This is a genomic window from Lonsdalea quercina subsp. quercina, from assembly GCF_000688655.1.
GTDB classification, from domain to species: domain Bacteria; phylum Pseudomonadota; class Gammaproteobacteria; order Enterobacterales; family Enterobacteriaceae; genus Lonsdalea; species Lonsdalea quercina.
This window is the reverse complement of sequence record NZ_JIBO01000004.1, coordinates 417,654-439,266: the sequence shown is the minus strand read 5'-3', so window position 1 is coordinate 439,266 and position 21,613 is coordinate 417,654. Positions and strand designations below refer to the sequence as shown.

12 protein-coding genes and 2 pseudogenes are annotated in these 21,613 nt (G+C 49.4%); 6 read left to right on the top strand and 8 right to left on the bottom strand.

Features of this window, described 5'->3' with window-relative positions:
• Nucleotides 1-238: 238 nt before the first annotated feature.
• Nucleotides 239-512: pseudogene (locus tag RZ35_RS17170) on the bottom strand (IS3 family transposase); the annotation flags it as partial.
• Between the two features lie 558 nt (nucleotides 513-1,070).
• On the opposite strand from RZ35_RS17170, the gene RZ35_RS04745 reads away from it, so the two are divergent.
• The 3 genes from RZ35_RS04745 (at nucleotide 1,071) to RZ35_RS04740 (ending at nucleotide 9,235) form a co-directional block, all read left to right on the top strand.
• Nucleotides 1,071-1,982 (top strand): class I adenylate-forming enzyme family protein, encoded by a 912-nt coding sequence (locus RZ35_RS04745; protein WP_327062219.1) that lies wholly within the window; start codon nucleotides 1,071-1,073, stop codon nucleotides 1,980-1,982.
• A 54-nt stretch (nucleotides 1,983-2,036) separates the two neighbouring features.
• Entirely contained in the window at nucleotides 2,037-2,633 is a 597-nt protein-coding gene (locus RZ35_RS18515) for an AMP-binding enzyme (protein ID WP_327062218.1), read from the top strand.
• A gap of 221 nt (nucleotides 2,634-2,854) precedes the next feature.
• On the top strand, nucleotides 2,855-9,235 hold the full coding sequence (locus RZ35_RS04740; protein WP_026742265.1) for a type I polyketide synthase: 6,381 nt from the start codon (nucleotides 2,855-2,857) through the stop codon (nucleotides 9,233-9,235).
• Nucleotides 9,236-9,427: 192 nt separating this feature from the next.
• Here RZ35_RS04740 and RZ35_RS04735 read toward each other — a convergent pair whose 3' ends face one another.
• Nucleotides 9,428-10,141 (bottom strand): alpha/beta hydrolase fold domain-containing protein, encoded by a 714-nt coding sequence (locus tag RZ35_RS04735; RefSeq protein ID WP_235195082.1) that lies wholly within the window; start codon nucleotides 10,139-10,141, stop codon nucleotides 9,428-9,430.
• Nucleotides 10,142-10,652: 511 nt separating this feature from the next.
• Here RZ35_RS04735 and RZ35_RS18265 point away from each other — a divergent pair.
• The 3 genes and pseudogenes from RZ35_RS18265 to pdxR form a co-directional block, all read left to right on the top strand.
• Nucleotides 10,653-10,905 (top strand): annotated as a pseudogene (locus tag RZ35_RS18265) (integrase core domain-containing protein); the annotation flags it as partial.
• Nucleotides 10,906-11,121: 216 nt separating this feature from the next.
• Nucleotides 11,122-12,531, top strand: a complete 1,410-nt coding sequence (locus RZ35_RS04730; RefSeq protein ID WP_026742264.1) for an Ig-like domain-containing protein — start codon at nucleotides 11,122-11,124, stop codon at nucleotides 12,529-12,531.
• A 592-nt stretch (nucleotides 12,532-13,123) separates the two neighbouring features.
• Nucleotides 13,124-14,548, top strand: a complete 1,425-nt coding sequence (pdxR, locus tag RZ35_RS04725) for a MocR-like pyridoxine biosynthesis transcription factor PdxR (RefSeq protein ID WP_036152629.1) — start codon at nucleotides 13,124-13,126, stop codon at nucleotides 14,546-14,548.
• 23 nt (nucleotides 14,549-14,571) lie between these two features.
• Here the strand turns inward: pdxR and RZ35_RS04720 are convergent, their stop codons facing one another.
• The 6 genes from RZ35_RS04720 to RZ35_RS18260 all read right to left on the bottom strand — a co-directional run bounded on the left by RZ35_RS04720 (nucleotide 14,572) and on the right by RZ35_RS18260 (nucleotide 21,603).
• Nucleotides 14,572-14,964 carry a RidA family protein gene (locus RZ35_RS04720; protein ID WP_026742262.1) on the bottom strand — a complete coding sequence of 131 codons (393 nt, stop codon included), beginning with the start codon at nucleotides 14,962-14,964 and terminating at the stop codon, nucleotides 14,572-14,574.
• The gene (locus tag RZ35_RS17160; RefSeq protein WP_071999756.1) at nucleotides 14,961-15,389 is read right to left on the bottom strand and encodes an acyl-CoA thioesterase; all 429 of its coding nucleotides are present in this window, start codon (nucleotides 15,387-15,389) and stop codon (nucleotides 14,961-14,963) included. Before RZ35_RS17160 ends, RZ35_RS04720 begins: the two co-directional genes overlap by 4 nt.
• Nucleotides 15,390-15,489: 100 nt before the next feature.
• On the bottom strand, nucleotides 15,490-16,086 hold the full coding sequence (locus RZ35_RS04715; protein ID WP_026742261.1) for an anthranilate synthase component II: 597 nt from the start codon (nucleotides 16,084-16,086) through the stop codon (nucleotides 15,490-15,492).
• Complete coding sequence (locus tag RZ35_RS04710) at nucleotides 16,077-17,591, bottom strand: anthranilate synthase component I family protein (protein ID WP_026742260.1); 1,515 nt, start codon at nucleotides 17,589-17,591, stop codon at nucleotides 16,077-16,079. The genes RZ35_RS04715 and RZ35_RS04710 overlap by 10 nt, the downstream gene beginning before the upstream one ends.
• On the bottom strand, nucleotides 17,585-20,335 hold the full coding sequence (locus RZ35_RS16915) for a 3-deoxy-7-phosphoheptulonate synthase (protein ID WP_051625473.1): 2,751 nt from the start codon (nucleotides 20,333-20,335) through the stop codon (nucleotides 17,585-17,587). The genes RZ35_RS04710 and RZ35_RS16915 overlap by 7 nt, the downstream gene beginning before the upstream one ends.
• Nucleotides 20,336-20,400: 65 nt before the next feature.
• A complete protein-coding gene (locus RZ35_RS18260) occupies nucleotides 20,401-21,603 on the bottom strand; it encodes an iron-containing redox enzyme family protein (RefSeq protein WP_235195081.1) in 1,203 nt (400 codons plus the stop codon).
• Between the last annotated feature and the right edge of the window lie 10 nt (nucleotides 21,604-21,613).

Sequence of the window (21,613 nt, the reverse complement as noted above, 5' to 3'; positions counted from 1 at the left end):
GACTCGCTCAATCAGGAGAATGAAGATGCATCAGACTAAAGAAGAACGGGCGTGGCAGCGGGGTGTTCGTCTCGCTGCGATATTCAAGGGTGCAAAAAAATTTTTGCACGTTGAGATCAGCACTGCGTTATGCAAGCTAAACGTTACAAACTGCCTAAGTGGATAGGCCACATGCCACTGCTTCTAGCTGTCTTTTGTTCGTTTGGACTGACCCCGCCACGGTAGACACATTCTGTCCTCACGGCGAGGCCTGTTCGAAGGCCTCCGGGCTGATGCCCCCCAGGTGGCTGTGACGCCGGGCTCGGTTGTAGAACACGTCAATGTAATCGAAGATATCGGCGCGGGCCAGATAGCGGGTTTCATATATACGCTTTCTGATACGCTTTTTTTTTCAGCGAACTGAAGAACGACTCTGCTACGGCATTATCCCAGCAGTTGCCACGCCAGCTCATGTTCGGCGCAAGGTTATTAGCCCGACAGAAACGTCGCCAGTCGTCTCTGCCATACTGGGTTGGCCTAAAAATCTTTTCCGATGCGTTTTGATTTATTCTTCTCGAATTCGTAAAAGACTGGAATCACTCACACTTCAAAATTTAGTTTTATTAGCAAAGATAAATTTTGGTATGTCTATAGGCATTATTAATATACCTATATACTTTATTTACAGTTGTCATCCTATAAGGATGAAATTACCGATAAAAATCATGGCTGCTTGACTTTCGCTTTAATCGTAAAATATTACACCACCCGCCTATCTCACTTTTCATTTAAACTCAGCAAAGCATACTTGAACAATAAAACCATCAAAATAAACTCGAAATACCATCAGATAGATCAAGCATAAAAATAACTAACATCATGTATCATTAAGCATTAAATCATCGTTTAATCGATGGGACTGTTCCTTCATCACAAGATAAAAACAATCATAGAGAAAAGTAATAATCAATATGATTATTTTCCTTTTTATCATTAAAATATCCTCATTTATAAAGTAACAAACGCTTTTAGCATCACCAATTCAAAAACTGTTTTCCTCATCGTTTTAGGATAACCATAGGACATATATTATGGCCGCCTTTTCATATTTTAAGAAAATCGCCACTTTGCACCCCACCGGTATCGCGGTAATACTACATAACCAAAACGTAACCTTGAGCGAATTGTTGGCTTTAAGTGAAAAATTAGCAGCGGGTTTGCAGCGAGAAGGAATAGAAAAAGGTGATCGTGTTTCTATCCATATGGATAACAAGGTTGAGCTACTCGCCATCTATTACGCTTGCTTAAAAATTGGCGCTGTTTTCGTTCCTCTTAATTTAAAACTATCGGCTAGTGAAGCAAAAAAATTGATACAANATAGTGCTTCCCGCCTCTATATTGGCGATGCCGCTCGATTTAATGAAATGGGTAAAGAGATTGATTTATGCCCGACCATTGAAAAGAAATGGATTATTAACCTCAATCATAACGATGAAAATCATCACACTCGCTCTTGGGATAACGTCGTTTCAAACGCAGAACCCCGGGATACTGACGACCGACTTCCTGACGAAATTGCATCCATATTTTATACATCTGGTACGACAGGGCAGCCCAAAGGGATAGTTTATTCACAACAAACATTAGTCAATGCACTTAATTTAACCCAGGCGACAATCAATCCCACGATTAAAAACTCAGACAACCAAAGAATCGTGATTATTAGCCTGGTGAACTTAATTAGTCCATGGAGCATACTGATTACGCTAGCCGCGATTCAAAAAGGCTATACGGTATTATTGCTTCCGGAATCCAACATCAATGAGTTTGTCGAGCTATTAAAAAAGAAAAATATCGCATGGATAGCGGGAACACCGTCGAATTATCAGGCAGTTATCAACACAGCGAAAAAACAACATTCTCCACTTAACCTTAGTGACACCGTTTGCGTTGTCGGTGGCGACGTATGTGGGACCGAACTCAGCCAACACTTTCTTGCATGATTTGATTCTCGATTACAAAGCTCGTATGGCCAAACGGAACTAGGCGGACCAGTGATGTATCATCACGATCTTTGTACACTCAACGAGCCATCTATTGGCTTCGCCCTTCCCTCCGTTAAATTCAGAATCGAAAGCACCTCATCAGAGGAAGGGGAACTCTTTATTCTCACCCCGGCAAAAGTATTAGGTATTTGGAATGGACATGATGTCGACCTATTCCCATCCGACCGATGGATCGCAACAGGCGATATTGTTCAACAAGCACCTGATGGTCATTTGATTTTTATTGGCAGAAAAAAAGAGCAAATAAAAATTGAAGGCTACCCTGTTTACCCGATAGAGATTGAGCAAGCGCTTATTCAACATCAAGATATTGCCGCAGCCATCGCCTTTAGTATTCCCGATACTTTTTCAGGTGAACGTATTATTGCATTGGTTCAAACAGCATCAGATAACGTCCCTAGCACAGAAAATTTATCAGAATTTTTATCTCATCATATTGCCCACTATAAACGGCCCTCAGAATATATTTTCGTTCAGGACATCGCGCTAGCGACGATGGGAAAAATCAGCAGGCGTAAGTTAACAAATCAATATGAACAACTCAAAAACCACGCCAAGAAACACATGATCGTATCAACACAAGGTTGACCAATAAACAGCCTAATCCGTTATCGCGCAATGCAAGCGCGAAAGAAAGCCAATGACATTCTCGTGAGCTTCTTTCTGCCACGCCCTGTTCTCATCTGCGCGGTGCTGGATGGCTGATAATGCCGCAGCGCTGATGAACAAATACGGAAACGTCTTCAGTCCCCCTAGTCGGGTTCTAAGTCTGAATTGTCTAACGCCATATCAACCAAGGAAGAAATGTCATGATGCACAGAGCTGACAACAGCATTAGGAAGAATATCGATCCGGCAGGAACCGGCGAAGACACTACAGAANCGCGTCTTGTTGATGCATTACGTCAAAGTCTTTTGCTTAACAAACAGTTGAAGCAGCAGAATCAGTATTTAACCCAGATTGCGCATGAACCCATTGCCATCATTTCTATGGGCTGTCGCCTCCCTGGCGGCATCCACTCCCCTGAACAGCTGTGGCAACAATTATCTGATGGAAAAGAAACCATAGGCCCCTTCCCCATCGATCGGGGATGGGACATTGATGCAATATTTGCACAGACGCCAGACCTTATGGCCATCGCGAAAACCTGGCGGGGAGGATTTCTGGCTGACGCAGTCGGATTTGACGCCAGTTTCTTTAAAATATCTGATCGTGAAGCTCTGGCGATGGATCCCCAGCAGCGAATATTACTCGAAATCAGTTGGGAAATTCTGGAGCGCGCAAGTATTGTTCCCGCGACACTAAAGAACAGCCAAACGGGCGTCTTTATCGGCACAACTCACAATGGCTATATCAGTGATATTGAACGGCGTAATCCCGCCACCGACGGCTATCGCTTACAGGGCAGCCTAAGCAGCATTAGTTCAGGACGTATTGCTTACGTGCTAGGATTAAACGGTCCGGCAGTCACATTGGATACAGCCTGTTCCTCCTCTCTTACGGCCATTCATCAAGCCATCAGTTCCCTAAGAAACAGAGAGTGTTCACTTGCCATCGCCGGCGGTGCGACCATTATGGCTTCGCCAGATGTGTTCGCCGAATTCACGCGTCAGGGCGGACTCGCCGCAGATGGAAGGTGCAAAGCCTTCTCCGACGCAGCGGATGGAACTGGCTTTTCCGAAGGGGCAGGCCTCATTTTGCTGGAAAGGCTGTCTGATGCGNTAAAATCAAATCATACCGTTTTAGCCGTGATCCGCGGGAGCGCGATCAACCAGGATGGCGCTAGCAACGGGCTGACCGCGCCTAGCAGCTCCGCGCAGGAACAGGTCATTCGCCAAGCGCTGAATAACGCAGAGCTGACTTTTTCCGATATCGATGTCGTCGAAGCTCACGGCACAGGCACTTCGCTCGGCGATCCCATAGAAGCCCATGCGCTGCTTAATACTTACGGTAAACATCGGACCGAGGATAAACCGCTGTGGCTGGGATCGTTAAAATCCAATATTGGTCACGTGCAACTCGCCGCTGGCGTCGCCAGTGTCATAAAAATGGTCATGGCTCTTCAAAATGAGCAACTCCCCAAAACGTTACATGCTGAGACACCATCTTCCAAAATCGACTGGTCACGCGGCGACATAAAATTGCTTGATGCTGCGATAAATTGGCCTGATAGCGGACGTCCAAAACGTGCAGCCATTTCGGCATTTGGCTTTTCGGGGACCAATGCGCATCTCATTTTGGAAGAAGCGCCTCTTATCTCGTCTTCGGAAAAACCCGCAGCGACCGAAAAGACGTTCCCGGTTCCTGGCATCTCACTACCGTTGTCAGCGGCGTCACCCAGTGGACTATGCGCACAGGCCAGGCAATTACAATCGTGGATTAGTCGGGAAAAAGTCTCTGACCTCAGTGCGGTAGCTTACTCGTTAGCCACCCACCGTACTCATTTTGATTACCGCGCCGTAGTCACTGCAGACGACCGCGACGGCATACTCGACGCTCTCGAGGGACTCGCCGATAACCGTTACGCTCCTGGCGTCATTCAAGGTGTCCGCTCCCGGTCGGGCAACGCCGCGTTTGTTTTTACCGGACAAGGTGCCCAGTGGCCAACGATGGGGCAAGGATTGTACCGTCTGTCGCCCGTGTTCGCCCAAACGCTCGACGAAGTCTGTCAGCACATCGATCCCTTGCTGCCGCAACCACTGAAAACCGTCATGTTTGCAGAAAAGGACACCACAGACGCCGCGCTGCTGAACAGAACCGATTTTACCCAAGCGGCTCTTTTCGCTTTCGAGGTCGCCTTATGCCGGACGGTCATGCATCTCGGCGTGCTTCCCGATGTGATGGTCGGTCACTCCATCGGCGAGATCGCCGCCGCCCATATCGCCGGAGTCTTCAATCTGTCTGATGCCGCAACTTTTGTTGCCACCCGGGGGAAACTGATGCAATCCATTACCGCCGACGGCGCAATGGTGGCGATTGAGGTCAGTGAAGCGGAAATCTTAACGTCACTGGAGGGATATGAAGACAGCGTCGCCGTTGCTGCGGTAAATACGCAATCCTCCGTCGTCATATCCGGCGATACGAATATTGTACTGAGCATCGCTGAACAGTGGCGCGATCGCGGTTGCCGTACTCACCGATTAAAAACCAGCCATGCGTTTCATTCTCCCCACATCGATAGCATGACTAGCGAGTTACAGCGCACACTCTCAACACTGGCGTTTCATACTCCCGCTATTCCAATCGTCTCCACGGTGACCGGCACGCTGCTTTCCAATGAACAAGCCTGCTCCGCTGAATATTGGGCAAATCAAGCCCGCAGCGCGGTACGTTTCGACGCCGCCATCCAATGGCTACAAATGCATAACACCGTCGTCTCGCTGGAAGTCGGCCCTGACGGTGTGCTCACGGCATTGGGGCGAGCCGCTACCGCCACAGATTCCCATGGCCTGCCCGGCATAGTTTGGGTTGCCTCCTTAAGGAAGGAACGGGATGAATCGCGTCCCTTTTTCGCCGCATTAGCGCAACTGTACGCGCAGGGACAACCGTTGGACTGGACGAAATTGCTTCCCCCAGCGCCGCCCGCTGCGCTGCCCNCTTATCCATTCCAGCGGCGCCGCTATTGGTTACAAGCCCCAGAAAGACGGCCGACATTCGACGGTGGACTCTTCACCGTTAACCATCCGTTCCTACACGCAGGTATCAGTCTCGCCAATCAGCAAGGCTGGATTTTCACCGGAAAACTAGATGCGGCGAAGCAACCGTGGTTGTTGGAACATGTGGTTGGCAATGTCGCCGCCGTCGCCGGCACCGTGACGGCTGAACTCATGTTATTCGTCGGGGAACTGATCGGTTGCCAGCGCATGGACGAACTTTCTCTGCACACCATTTTACCGCTGGAGAAACAAGCCCCCGCTCACATCCAATTGCGAATCGGCGAACTGGATGCAAGTGGAGCACGCCAGGCCGAAGCCTATTTCTATATTCCCGATCCCACACAGCCCGCTGAGCTGACGCCGGTGTGGCAACGCTATGCGACATGTCATCTCGTGCCGGATAACACGGCAACGCCTGAATGGCCGGATTTACATTCGCCAAACTGGCCCCCCTCAAATGCCGAACCGGTTGATTTTAGCCCACTGTATGAACAACTTGCCGAAAAAGGCGTCGTGCTCGGTGAATCTTTCCAACAGCTGACCCACGTCTGGGAATATAACGACAGTTTGTATGTCGAAGCGACGCTCCCCCCGATCCAAGGCGAACAGGGAGAGGATTTCATCCTGCATCCCACCATATTAGACGCGGGTATGCAGGCGGCATTAATCGAAAAGCTGAACGTAGAAACGGATAACAATCAGCCCCGTCTACTTTTTTTCCTGAGTGGGCTACGGACCTATGCCAAGAACGTACACCGCCTGAGAGGACACTTGGTGCGTAAGCCCTCAACGTCCAGCGCTTTAGGTTACCGTGAATATTCATTACGACTCGCTGATGATACCGGGAATGCTGTCGCTGTCGTTGACTCCATGGTCTTGAAATCATCCAGTGCACAGCAGACTCACTCAGCAGTGCGTCCAACTTTTTATCGTCTGCTTTGGCGCGAGGTCGAACCGATTGCGTCTCCTACCTCAATCAAACCGCTGTGGATTACTCAGCAGGATACGTTGCAGCCCTGGTTATCTGACATAACGAAGGAAGACTCATCCCTCATCGTCTATACGGATATAGATCATGCATTGGCGTGCTTCGCTCCCGAGCCGGAACATGTCGCGATGTTTATCGTACCCAACGCTGACAATGACGATACCTATATCGACCATAATCCAACACACCTTGTGCTCAGCACCCTGCAAACATGGCTTAACGATGTACGAACGACCAACACGCCTCTCATTGTAGTGACGCAAAACGCGGTAGCGACTCGTGAAGATGAGAGTGTCCCCAATCTAGCGCAATCTCCTATTTGGGGCTTAGTCCGCACGGCACAGCTTGAATATCCTGGCCGCTTCTTCCTGCTTGATATTGATGATATTGAAAACGCATCATGGTCATTGATAAGCATGGCTATTCATGCGCTTCCCCATACATTGCAACTCGCGTTGCGCGCTGGGAGAATACTCGCACCACGGTTGGTAAAAGCGGCTGGCGACGGTGATCTTTCCGCTCATGACGGCACCGACCAGCAGGAAAAGTTATGCCGCAACCTCAAGCCTGGGGGCACCGTGTTGATCACAGGCGGTACAGGCGCACTGGGCAGGACTGCCGCCAGACACTTGGTTGAGTGCCACGGTGTTCGCCATCTACTACTGGTGAGCCGGCGCGGAATAGAGGCTCCGGGAGCCGATGCATTACGTGAAGAACTCGCCGAGCTTGGCGCGCAAGCTACGTTCATCGCTTGCAATGTTGCCGACCCTCAGGCGGTGGAATCGTTGCTGAACGCGATACCTGAAGCGCATCCACTGACGGCGATTATCCACACGGCAGGCACCGTGGACNCCTCATTGCTGGACAGCATGACGGCTGAGCAAGTCGACAACGTTTTACAATCAAAAGCCGTTTCTGCATGGAACCTACACCAGCTCTCGCTGAATTACGATCTTTCAGCATTTGTGCTCTACTCTTCCGCCGTCAGCATTCTTCCGCAAAAGGCACAGGGTAACTACGCCGCCGCCAACGCTTTTCTGGATGCCCTCGCGCATTACCGGCGCCACCTCGGCTTGCCTGCATCGGCAATGGCTTGGGGAATGTGGGCCGAACGCTCGGAAATGGGCGAACAACTCGGCAGCGACGATATCCAACGTATTATCGACACCGGTCAAAATCCGCTTTCACGTACGCAAGGATTAGCATTCCTGGATACCGTTGTCGGCACGGAAGTCGTCGAACACGCACCGTTGCTGATACCGGCACGCTTGAATCTGGAAGCGCTACGCGATCAACACGCTCCCTCACTTCTCACGGAGGTGCTTCCACGTCGTTCTGCATCCCAGAGCGCCCCAGCGCCCTCACTGCAGCTCGCTGAAATGCCAGAGAAAGAAAGACTCCCTTATTTGCTTAACGTGATTATTCAATCCGCGGGAGAAGTACTGAATCATCCCGAACCGAAGTCCATAAGAAGCAACGAGGAATTCATCTCTCTTGGATTTGACTCTCTTACCTCGGTGGAAATGGGCAGTCGCCTGTCACTTGCGCTAGGGGTTCGTCTCCCAGCCACCGCGATTTTTGAGCATTCAACCCCACAAGCATTGGCCCAATTCTTACTTAGCTTGGTGTTCAAGAGCATGCAGGATCCTTCAGAAGAACCCCATATCGAACAGCAGAAAACCAAAGGAGGGTTGTTTCAACTTCTGCGAAAAGCCGTGGAACAAGGCATGACGAATGATGGGCTGAGTGTACTGGCAGGCGCTGCGCGACTGCGTAAGCATTTCTCACATCTGGAGCATAACCAATATGCCCCAGAGGGGGTGTGGCTGGGACGCGAACGAGAGAAACCGCTGCTAATCTGCCTGAACTCATTTATCCCGGCCGCCGCTAACTTAACCTACCAGCGCTTGAACTCAGCGTTGTGCGATCGATACAGTCTGTTGACCATACCTTTGCCCGGATACGATACATCTCCCCTACCGGCAACCGACTATGCAGCGGCAGCCGCGCTAGCGACGGCGGTGGAACGAGGCTCGGAAGGGCGTGAATTTACTCTGGTCGGCTTCTCAACAGGCGGGCTTGTCGCCCATGCAACAGCTCATCAGTTAGAAGCTCGAGGTCGACCGGCCAAATCCGTCGTGTTAATTGACAGCTTCCCGCCCTCGGCCATGAGCGAGGATGCGATGGGGGATGTGCTTAAAACTTGGTTCGCAGCAAAAGGCGAATTCTGGACAGGCGAGGACAATGCGATGATGGCGATGTCTTGGTATCTCGAACTATTCGGCCTTCAATGGACGCCCGCTCACTTGAAAACCCCGACATTTATGCTCCAGGCTGCGGATTACCCTGCTTCCGCACACCCAACGCAATGGGCTAATGAATGGCCCAATCTGGTGAAAAGCGTCATTACACCGGGAAGCCACTTCGAACTGCTGACAGAATATGTCGCCCAAACAGCAGGAAATTTATCCGCACTGCTAAACGAGACCGCCCCAAAAACCCCTATAAAAAAAGGAGCTTTTGGCCCCCAAAAAGATAGGAAATAACGGTGTAAAAAACTATCGAGGCCTTGTGATAGCTCGAAAAGAGATAAGTGCGGCAATGAGAGTTGCAGGACCATAATCATGATAGGAAGCGCCCTGTGTTACAGGGCGCATACCTTGAATACATCTCTACCGAATCAATAAAGAGGCGTCACTGACGATCCAATGACTTCACTTTATACATGGCTTACCACGTTATCGTATCTCATGAGGAGACGATGACAGTGCATCATCCAGAAATCGAACCGCGTTCCGCAGGGCCTGATCGGCCTCGAGCAGAAGTCCCGCAAACAGCGGCCAGACGTGGAACATGCCAGGCCAGATTTCAAGCGACGTCCTTACGCGACTGTCGCCGAGATGAGCCGCCAGTCGTGTGGCACCGCTCAGCATGACCTCGTTTTCACCAATTTGAATCAACGTAGGCGCAAGCCCCCTGACATCCGCAAAATTCGGCGAGGCATCAGGATGGATAGGTAGATCCCCGGCAAGAAAAATGCCTGCCAGCTGGTTGAGGAATTCGGCACTGCACAAAGGATCAATACCATTTATGACTTTCGCCGCGTCTCCGCTATGGGTCAGGTCTGCCCAGGTCGACATTGCCACCGCGGCGGCAGGAAGCGCGATATTGGCCTCTTTGGCTTCTCGCATGATCGTCACCACCATCGCTCCCCCAGCGGCATACCCGGCAATAACCAACGTTTGCGGGGATACGCCGCTCTCCAACAGAGAGCGATAGGCAAGAAAAGTATCATCGATAGGAATGGGGAAAGGAGACTCGGGCGCCGGTCGATAGTCCGGTACAAAGACGGTCGCCCGGAGAAGTTTGGCATAGTTCCCTGCCCGTCCCCGGTAGGCTGTTGTTCCCCCATGGACGTAGCCGCCCCCATGTATGTAAAACAGCCCCTTCAATTACGTTGTCGGGCGTTACCGTCATGGTTAGGCTCGCCGCCTAAATCAATAGGGACGAACGAGACGTCTTCAGGCGCAGGAAGAGGCTGTCGAGTCCGTCGACATCATCTGCCAGAGCATCTGGCCAGCTCTTATCACTCTCGCCCTTCATTTTTAGTAGTACGGGCGCAGCGGCCTGAATCCATACCTCTAAAGCATTTTACGCGTTAATAAGTAAGATTTAATTGGTCTCCCGGTGAATTATTTTCTACGCTGGTACTTCGATTGAACAATTCGGGGAAAGAGTTCGACAAAGAGTGTCCGCATATTCATCAATAACGATCATCCTGGCGGTGGTATTGAGCTTAATACCCTGCGTACATTCGTCGCGATTGTTGAGGCGGGAAGTTTTGCGCCCGCAGGCAAGGCCATTGGTCGACACGGTCTGCGGCAGGAAAAGCACTGGCGCGGCCCGAAGCGCACCTCGGTACGCGGTTATTGCGTCGTTCTGCTCACAGCGTGTCGGTGACCTTGGACGGGCGAGGAGGATGTCATCATGGACTTCTCCCACCCTGGAAACCGACAGATAATCCGTTTATCGAGTCATTTAACAGTAGTCTGGGGGATGAATGTCTGAACATTCCTGATTCCTGTTACTGGGCGATGCGCAGGACAGACTCGCCCCCTGGCGCAGGAAATACAATCTTGAGAGAACGCATTCATCATCAAATGACATGATTCCGGCTGAATTCATTCGAAGTCTTCAGAAAGACGAAGATCTCTAGTTTATGACTGCACTGATTTTGAACCAAGGTCAGTATTGAACCGTTTCTGCCCGGCTCATCAGGCTCCATTAACCGGCTTTCATTGGTATTTTAGTCATTCTGATACTGGAAGAATGCGCTTTCAGTGTTGTCGGGCATCAGACTGCCCCGAGGTAGAGGCTTTCAGACAATATCCAAATTCACTTCAGTCAATGCATTGATAGCGGAGATTATGTAATGGAAATAACAAATTTCGTGCTTACACCGAACACTGCCGTCGCGAATGGCACTGATAAAATCAGTGCCAGTGCCGATATAATGAATGGTAAAAATTATATATCAAATGAGCCTGTTGTTTTCAGCATTACAACTGGTTCAGCAATCTTCTCAAACGGTTTGTCATCCATCGTGGTTTCGAGTAATAGCCTCGGCGCAGTGTCTGCCAGCCTGGTTGACACTACGGCAGAAACCATTGTGATTGAGATTGCACTTCAGAGCGATACCGCCATTCATAACTCCCTGGCGGCAACGTTTACCCCATCGCATAATTCCGTCGATACCATAAATCTTCTGCTGACAATTGATGACGCCAAAGCTGACGGCGAGGACCAGAACCAAGTTGAGCTCCAGACGCTCAGCGGAACTGTTCCAGTTTCCGGAGCATCAGTTTCCCTTACGCTGACAAATGGTGCTGTCTTTATTAGCGGGGAAAATACGGCGAAGATTACAACAGACAGCAACGGGCGGGCCTCTCTGCCCTTCACCAGTACGACCGCCGGCCAATCGAAATTAACCGCTTATCTCGCTGAAAATATTGCCGTTTACAATTCGGTGACGGCAACATTTAAAGGGGGGGAAGTAGTCTTGCCTGCTCCCACAGTGGCTGAAGCGGATAACACGGCGATGACTATTGACCCGGCATCTTTAACAGGTGGCATCTCGATAGTCATCCCAGAAGTGGCAAACCTGGCAGAGGGGGATAGTGTGACGGCTTCGCTGAGGGACATGTCAGGTATTACGACCAGTGCCAAGCATACGGTGACATCGGCAGAGGCCGGTAAGGCGCTGACGATTATGCTGAACAATAACCTGGCAGGTGATACGGACGGAGAACAGATAGTTGTATGGTACCAGGTGACGCGTTCTCAGTCCGCGGTAGTTGAAACCTCCGCAGAATCAATTTATACCATTAAGATATCACCCTCCATGATATTCGAGGATTTTGAGGGAAATCAAAACATTACATTATATTTATGGCAGTCCGTACAACTGGTGAACTCTGGTGCTACTCTGACCAATCTCAGCTTGGACAGGATTGTTATAGCTGATGGGGTTGATGATGAGCTTGCACCCTATCTGGTGGGGACGGCCCTTAGTGCATATGGTGGAGCGACTGCTCTTAAATATAAAATCACGTTCCCTATTGAATTTAATTATTTTAAAGCTGGAGTACAAATGGGAAAGGGATATAAGAACCGTTTTGCTTTTTATGACAGCCAGGACAAAGAGGTTTATATGGAAGATATTACTGGCAGTGGTAACACTGTAGGCTGTTGGTTTGAGCATACATTTACGGGAACCAAGGCAAAAAGCCTTGTTATATCCGGCCCCGCTTTAAGTATCGACAATATCACGGTTAGTTCCTAATCGACTTTTTATCCTGCAATAACTACATTTAACAAAAGGGCACTATTGTAAAGTTCGTGATTAGGCAGCTTTTTGTATTACCGGAAGGCTTTCTTTTTAAAGACTCTGCTCACCAGACATCTCTTACCAAGGGGATGACCAAAGTAGAAGTTTTCTGCCTGTCCTTTACACTGTGCCCGCTGCCCCCCCTAAATGGTGGCATACGCCACCTTCATGAATTTAACGTGAGCGGTCAGCTCGTACCTGATTGATGCGTATAGTGATGTGGGTCAGTCCGTAAATGGACTCTGAAGTGTCCGTTAAACCCGTGGCGGTTCACACTACCTGCAACTTTAAGTATTCAAGAGATATAGAGAATACAATAGAACCATTAACAATATTGTTGCACTTAATATAAAGTATGGTAATATATATAAATCATTTATTCTAGAGAGAATATATTTCCCATTAAAATAGTTATCAGTTTATACATCCATAGAATATGATAAGATACTAGTTAGCTTAAGCTCTATTCCCCAATATAACTTATATAACCTTCTTTTGTATAAAACCGTTATCTATTGCTGATGATTATTTATTAAAGAGATAACAAATGAATAAAAAAGAATTTTTTGATGATAATCAAAAACCATTGTATCGGCAAATTTATGATCGATTTGTAAAAAGCATTCAGAGTAACGTTTTAATTCCTGGACAGAGAGTACCTTCTATCCGCACACTCGCAAGCGAATTACAATTATCCAGAAACACCGTAGAACTTGCCTACAGCCTATTAACAGAAGCGGGTTACCTCGAAGCCCGCGGTCCCGCAGGTACAATTGTTTCAAAAAAACTAGCCAAATTATCTATTCAGGAAAATGACATACCCCCTTCCCAAAAAGTATCTCACTCACTATATGACCCTCTGTCCGATTTTTCATCCAAAAGCCACTCACCCGCTCCCTACCAGCTAGGTCTACCTGGATTAGATCTTTTTCCATATAAGATTTGGGGTAATATATATACTCGCCAATTACGCCAACAAAATTACTTTTTCTCTTATCCTCAAGCTGCTGGATACCAACCCTTACGAGAAGCTATCGCTTCTTATCTCCGTGTATCTCGAGGACTTAACTGTACATCATCACAAATTTTCATTACTGCAGGTTATCGAGGAGCCTTAAATCTTATTAGTCGAACACTAATGCAGCCATTAGATCAAGTATGGATTGAAGACCCATGCTTTCCACNAAGCCGTCAATTACTTAATGAGTTCGGTGCGGAATTAATCCCTGTTCCTGTTGACAGGGATGGTATGAACATTTCTATCGGTAAAGAATTAGCCCCCGATGCTCGCTTCGCACTTGTCACACCAGCTCATCAAAGTCCGCTTGGTTCTGCGTTATCGACACTTCGTCGCGCTGAATTACTCGAATGGGCTCAAAAGAGCAATGCCTTTATTATCGAGGATGATTACGATAGTGAATATCGCTACAATAGCCGACCTTTACCCGTTCTCGCTAGTACTGAGTCACACGACAACGTATTATACGTTGGCACTTTTAGCAAAGTGCTTAGCCCCTCGCTACGCTTAGCTTATCTAGTCGTCCCTGAACCTCAATTGCCACGATTTAATGCTACTTGTCAAACCTGGCAAGATGGCTGCTCATTATTAACGCAAAGAGTATTAACTGATTTTATGCAAGAAAATCATTTCTCTCGTCATTTGCGTAAAACCAGAGCTATTTATGCAAAACGTCGAGTGATGACCATCAATGGACTTAAGGAAGTCTTTGGAGAAAGGCTGAAATTTGAAATGCCCGCCTGTGGACTACATATCCTGGCCAAGCTAGACGATGAAGAAAATGATATTGGAATCGCAACACGAGGAAGAATGCATAATCTTCTAATCGGAGCTTTATCGGCAAGATCTTCAAGAAAAGAATGCGGTAAGGGCCTGATTCTAGGATTTGCAAATGTGACAAGCCACGAACAAGCACTGAAACAGGCTAAAATGCTCTTTCAGTGCTTCGATTAGCTGTATTAAAATAATGTTGTTAACTAATCAGGCAACACGGCAGTCGCCTCAATCTGCACTTTGGCACCAGGAACCATTAGTGAGTTAACTTCAAATGCACTCATTACAGGGAAGTGGCCAATTATTTTTCTATATGCAACACCGACTAATTTCGCCTGATTAAGATATGCATCTTTATCTGCAATATACCAGGTTAATCGAACGATGTGTTCTGGTTTGGCGTTTGCCATTGCCAAAATTTTAACGATATTTTTTAATGCTTGAATCGCTTGTTCACCATAATTTTCACTCACTAGGTTTTCTTTTTCGTCCCAGCCAAATTGCCCAGAAGTAAATATCATGGTACCTCTACTTGCAATACCATTAGCATATCCTTTTGGTCTGACCCAGCTTGGTGGTTGGAGCAATGTAGTCATGAGGGAACCCCCTCACTTGATGCTGACAAGGCAGTGCGGATATGATCGGGGATCTCCACAGATTTGCTACTTATAAGACAAGTATAAACTAAAACCTGTCGGCTACGCATACGCAATTCTCCGCCGACAGAACCTTCAATTATTAGGGTTAAGGAACTTCGACCAATTTTTTCGACTTGTAAATTCATCAATAAACTGTCGCCCTGGCGTGAAGGTTGAAGAAATTCGCATTCTAATTTTACGATGGGTAATCCGTGCTTACGCTGGTTTATCAACACATTAAAATCTATATCTAACCCTTCCGTAAACCAGTCTTCAATAAGCCAATTTGTGATTACCAGATACTGCGGGAAATAGACAATTCCCGCCGGGTCGCAGTGGGAAAAACGCACTAAATATGATTTCGAAAAATGAGAGTGTTGCATTTGTTGTTGTATCCTGTTTCATGTAACCAACCTTACGGTGGAAGATCCTTCGATAACTGCTCACCAAGTTCACGGTCTTCTGGGAATCCACCGAAGATAATCAGCCCACCACAAGCGCGTTTTCCACTAAACGCAAGTAGTTTCCCAGCATCTTTAGCCCTTGCTCGGTAAGCACAGATTCCGGGTGAAATTGCAGTCCATAAATATCAAAATCACGATGACGCAATGCCATGATCTCACCGCGCCCGCCGTCAGGTCGCCGTGCCCAGGCTACAGGTTCTAACTCTGGCGGGAGGTTATCCACCACCAGCGAGTGGTAGCGCGCTATCCGCAAGTTATCCTCAAGCCCGATAAATAATCCTTGCCTATTGTGCTCCATCAAAGACACTTTTCCGTGCAGGACCTCATTCGCCCGGCGAATCTCACCGCCGAAGGCGGCGGCGACACACTGGTGTCCAAGACAAACTCCCAGAATGGGCAGATGCCCGGCAAAATACCGAATCGCTTCCATAGATATGCCAGCTTCTCTCGGCGAGCAAGGACCAGGTGAAATAATCAGCGATTCCGGCTGTAGCGAAGAAATATCCTCAATATCAATATCATCATTACGCCGCACCACGACCTCTGCACCTAAAATACTGAGATACTGCACGATATTCCAAGTGAAAGAGTCGTAATTATCGATGACTAAATGCATAACACCGCCTCCTCTGGTTGCTGCGGGTTTATGGCGGCAGCTTGTAGCATGGACTGGCTCTTCTCCTTGGTTTCCTGCCACTCGCGCTCGGGGCGTGAATCCTGGACCNCACCTGCGCCCGCCTGAACATACAGTTTCCCGTCAGTCAGAATGCCAGTCCGTATAACAATAGCCTGATCCGCATTACCATAAAAATCCAGGTAACCAATAGACCCGCCATAAACACCTCTCGCATGTGGCTCCAACTCGGCAATGACTTCCAAAGCCCGGATTTTCGATGCTCCACTCAGTGTGCCCGCAGGGAAAGTGCTCTTCAGTAAATCAAGAGCCTGCGTCCCTGTTGCGGCCTGCCCCGTCACGGTAGAGACGATATGCATCACATTTGGAAACTGCTCTACGGTGAGTAGCTCATCCACCTGCACACTGCCCGCTGCGGCAACCCGCCCTAAATCATTGCGCGCCAAATCAACCAGCATCATATGCTCAGCTATTTCTTTCGGATCGGCTAATAGATCCTCGTGCAAGGCATCATTCTCTTCAGCGGTGCATCCCCGACGGCGGGTACCCGCCATCGGCCGGCTCACCACGCGCGCTCCCCGCTTCTGAAACAGCATCTCAGGAGATGCGCCTACAATCTGGCTCTCTCCCATATTGAGCAGGTAGCGATAGGGTGCCGTTCCTTGCCGGGAAAGATTTCTGTAGAGCGTCGTGGCATCTTCGGCGTAGGGATGGCTCATCCGTCGAGAGAGAACCACCTGCATCACATCGCCCGCCTCGATATACTCTTTAATTCTTTCAACCGCCTGCCGAAAACACTCTTCAGGAAAGAATTGGTTGATTTCGCGGGCCGCGATGGGTGCTGATAAGGCCCCCTTGTCCGCGTCCGATGGTGTCAGCGAATCTTGTACCCGTTCAACTATCTGCTCGAGACGTGTACGTGATCTGACATAATCTCCCTCTACGCCAGTCTCGCCGTAGACGATGCAGTGCAACAGTCCACGCTGGTGATCGATGACCACCAGTTCCAGACTCAACCACAGTAGTGCGTCAGGTAGAGCAAAGCCTGATGGCTTCCGAGCGATTCGGCGCAGCCTCGGCTCGATCAAACGTGTCGTTTCGAAACCAAAATAGCCAAAAAGCCCTCCTGCAAATTCGGGCAGCGCTGATATTTCTGGAACAGACCAACGTTCCTGCAATATCTTCAGCACTTCCAAAGGATCATCTGTCTCCCACGTCTCACACAAATGCATATCGCGGTAGTGATGTAGATACCCTTCACCCAGTTCGAAGCGCTCACGGCACGGCAGCCCAATGACCGACAGCGCTGGCTCAACGCCATGCTGTCGGCGCACGCCCGTTTCAAACAAATAATCCTGCCCCTGGTTCGTTAGAGCCTGATACAAAGCCAGCGGTTCCACAGCGTCAGGTAACGTCAGGGTTTGCCATAGCGGAATATGGGTAAAGCCCTGACGACCATATTCATTAAACTCCTTTTCATTCAACATACGGTTTCCTCCTCGGCATGCTGCTCAACAGCCAGCTTCGCCATAGTCCGACGGTCCGGTTTATTGTTTTTATTTATAGGAATTTCAGCAAGGCAGACCACCCGCACAGGCCATTTGAACCGCTCGAGTTTTTGCTCCAGCGCCGTCCGGATCTCTGCTATTTGCGTATCATGGATACGGGAGTTGCCCAAGATGAGCGCTGGACGCACTTCCTCATTTTGGTCATAGACAGGAACTAGATAGGCCGAACCTAACTCCGGGAACAATCTCATTACGAGGTTTTCTATTTCAATGGGAACAACCCAACGTCCATTGACTTTAAAGCGATCGTCTTTCCGACCATGAAATATCAGATTCCCCAGCGCATCCTGGCTAAACAGGTCACCCGTGCAATACCATTCTCCCTGAAAGTTAGCTTGCTGCTCCTCCGGTCGGTCCCAGTAACCTGACGCACAGGTGGGTGATTTCACCATCAGAATGCCTCTTTCCCCTATAGCAACAACATTTCCTTGGTCATCAACAATGCGGGCTTCAGCACAGGGCAACATACGTCCTACGCTACCAGGGCACTCGGCTCCAGCCGGATAATTAGTGGCAAAAATATGCCCAAGCTCGGTGCAACCAATCCCATCATACAATTCGCTGCCAAACAGCTGTCTCCAACGAGCCGCGAGTGGTGCTGGCAATGCGGCTCCTGCACTAAATGCCAAGCGCAACGACGTGTCTTCCGGCCGTAGCCCATAATCCAGTAACGCCCGATAGAGGTTGGGGACAGCAAACATTACGCTAGGCTGGAACTGACGCAATAGCGTCACGACGTGCTGGGCATCGGGCCAGTCCGCGTCCAGGACGCTGCAAGCGCCGGTAAATAGCGGGAAAAAGAGACTGTTACCCATGCCATAGCCAAAGAAGGCTTTAGAGGGAGAATAGAGAATATCGCTGGTATGAATCCCTAATTGCTCTGTAGCGAAATGTTGGCAGATCGCCAGCATTGACTGCGCACTATGAACGACGCCTTTCGAGCTACCGGTACTACCTGAGGTACATTGAATTAGAGCCGGCGCGCTCCAGGGTTTGCGGATAAATCCATTCCAGGTGGCGTCCTCTTCTTGGCCCTGCACCCACTGCCGATAATCTCCAAAATCAACCATGCTTACGGCAATACTCTCTGGCCAAACGCCTTGCTGAGCAGGCTGTCTTATCGCCAGTATCGGCATAAAATCGTTGATAATTTGGAGCAAACTTGCCTTATCGAAGCGAGGGTTGATCACAACAGGCAATGCGCCAAGAGCCAGCACAGCATAAAATTCGATCACCAGCTCAGGGCCGTCATTCAACGCAATCAGCACACGTTCGTCCGCCTTCACCCCCTGACGTTCATGATGTGATGCGCGGCGACGTACGGCAATGTTCAGCTCACGATAGCTGAGGCTAAATCCCGGGCCGATATAGCAGAGGTTGTCATTCTCCGGACGCGCGGTTGCCAGGCACTCCGCAAGATTTATTGGCCCGGACTCTTCCTTGAGCGCAAGCGAAGATGGCGGAGAAGCGAGCATTGTTGCCAAGCGAGACACCAATGCCGCTCCCTGTTGTGGGTTAAGACGCGGATCGCAGCTACTCTGATACGCGCGCAATAAGCCACTTTCCTCAAGATTTTCAGGGCCTCCCAAGCATTCCGTCACCGCCTGAGCGCTTAACTCCAAGTGCACACCGCCTGCGCGCGATCCCGCGACCTTATGCGCCTCGAAGAACGCCTCCATTTCTACGGCAATATGCGCATAATGCCGAGTTTTAAGGCCACTCTCCGTCTGCATCCCGTTACCGTGCATCGGGTCGCATAGCCATATCACTTGGCGACCTTCACGCTGCACTCTCTCTAACAATGCTGGAAACCGCTGGATCTCATGATGTCCAAAGCGGGTAATCAACGTTAAACGGCCTGGAATATTTTCCGGATTCAGTCGATCAATCAGACGCAACAGCTCATCGTTGGTGCAAGCAGGACCAACTTTAACGCCAATTGGGTTCCCCACACCACGCAAAAACTCCACGTGCGCCCCCTCCAACTGGCGTGTGCGTTCCCCTATCCATAGGAAATGTCCAGAACCACAAAACCAGGTTCCATCTTCATCCTGCTGCAACTGAGTCTGCTCATAGGGCAGCAATAATGCTTCATGGCTGACGTAGTAATGACTATCATAAGCGACAGAGCCTGGCGCCAGACTGCGAAGATAATTCAGGCTCGCCGCGGCATGGAAATAGGCGGTTTCCAATCGCAATGGGTCTGGCTGACGAGCATCAGCAGAAAAAGCAAGGTCATTAATTATATCCCCGTAATAGCTCATAAAGACCTCGTCGCCCTGCGTTTCATAAGGCTGACTGCGAGGTTTAGCGTACTGGCCAGCTATTCGACCAATACGTATTACCGGAACAGCTAACGCGCTTTCCAGTGTTGAACCGAGTGTTTCCAGCAACTGGTAGTGCGCACGGAGCTTTTTTGGCTGCATATCGCTAAAACGTTCAGCGCAATCCCCTGCCTGCAAGACGAAACTTTTACCCTGCGCGACGTCCGCCAGCGCTTCGCGCAGTGAGCGAATTTCACTGACGGGGACCAACGCTGGATATTGGCTGAGCCGTGATAATGTTGAATCTAAAAGCGTACTGTCGACATATTCAGGAATGTGCTTATGAGGCTTTTCGCGCCAGCTATCAGGATCCCAGTGTTTAAGTAAGGATGGCAGCATCGTTTCGCTCGCTTAGTCTGTTTTAGAAACCGTGTTAAAAAGAATCAGGTGAACAAAGACCTGTGTTAGCTCTGACGTTCACTCAGCTCCTCACGTAGCGCTATACCGCCTAAATTCTGTAGTAGTGGAGCGTTTTCACAGGCCAGGTAGATAGCCTCTTTTGAGCCCGTATTAACATGTTGATGCTCTGCCCAAGCGGGCACATAAATGGCATCGCCAGCACGCCATGACACCTCACGCTTGCCAATGCGTGAATATCCTTCCCCTTGGGTGACATAAATCACCGTCTCGTAGTTGTGACGATGTAAACGCGTACGCTCATTCAGTTCCAGATGCCCCACGGTCATACTGATCGTGTGGCTTGGCAGATCCACTATGTTTACTTTGTGGTTACGTTCGGAAGAAAAGGATGGATGCGCCTGACTCATCACTTGTTCATGAATCAGTTTTTCGGGAAGACGAGCGTCAAGGCTACCGCCAACGCGCCAAAAATCGCCCGAAGAAAACCCGCCAGCTTTCTGCGCCGGTGGTGCTTCAGTTGGCAACGTCTGAATCTGCTCCCAAATAGCATCAAACATCGCCACGCGATTTGCGATCATTTCACGCCCAACTGCAACGGCGCGATTTCGACATGCGCCGCCCTGGGCGCGCAGCATGCGCTCCATGATAGCCAGCATGGCTAACGCATGATCTTCATCCTCTTCAATATGCAGGCTGAAAAACTCTGTCGCCTCTTCACCAAAACCATGGTGACGCAGAGCATGAAGAATGGGGCGATAGATGAGTGGTACGATCGCCTCGGCGCCAAGGCACATTGCAGCAAGGCCATTCAGTGTATCGGCAGACTGACAGTGGCTCATCATGGCATCGATCATCGTCTGAGTTTGCGGCAATGGTTCTTGAGAGGCTGGCTGAGCACCGATGTGGCGTAACGTCCGCTGAAATAGCTCAGCATGCGTAATCCGGCTGCTGCCATCCACCCCCATTTCTTCCTCTAGATTTTCCAGGAGTGCCGTCACATCTTCTGGATCCTGTAATTTGCCAATCAGAGCACACAGATAACGGGTAAAGTGGCGGGAATAAAGGCTGTGCTGGATCAGCAGTGTTCTGACGCCATCCAGACTAACGGCATTATTTTCTAATGCCTGTAGTAACGGATGGTTCNCTAATCCACTTAAATCATCCGCTTCGAACCATCCGTTCCAAATAGGGCTAATCCCTTCAATTAGTTGTGTTCGTGCTACATTTTTTTCAATTGTTAAATCCATTATTATCTCC

Coding starts and splice junctions, on each gene's coding strand:
- RZ35_RS04730 (WP_026742264.1), top strand. CDS start 11,122: ATGGAAATAACAAATTTCGTGCTTACACCGAACACTGCCGTCGCGAAT.
- RZ35_RS17160 (WP_071999756.1), bottom strand. CDS start 15,389: ATGCAACACTCTCATTTTTCGAAATCATATTTAGTGCGTTTTTCCCAC.
- RZ35_RS18515 (WP_327062218.1), top strand. CDS start 2,037: ATGTATCATCACGATCTTTGTACACTCAACGAGCCATCTATTGGCTTC.
- RZ35_RS16915 (WP_051625473.1), bottom strand. CDS start 20,335: ATGCTGCCATCCTTACTTAAACACTGGGATCCTGATAGCTGGCGCGAA.
- RZ35_RS04715 (WP_026742261.1), bottom strand. CDS start 16,086: ATGCATTTAGTCATCGATAATTACGACTCTTTCACTTGGAATATCGTG.
- RZ35_RS04720 (WP_026742262.1), bottom strand. CDS start 14,964: ATGACTACATTGCTCCAACCACCAAGCTGGGTCAGACCAAAAGGATAT.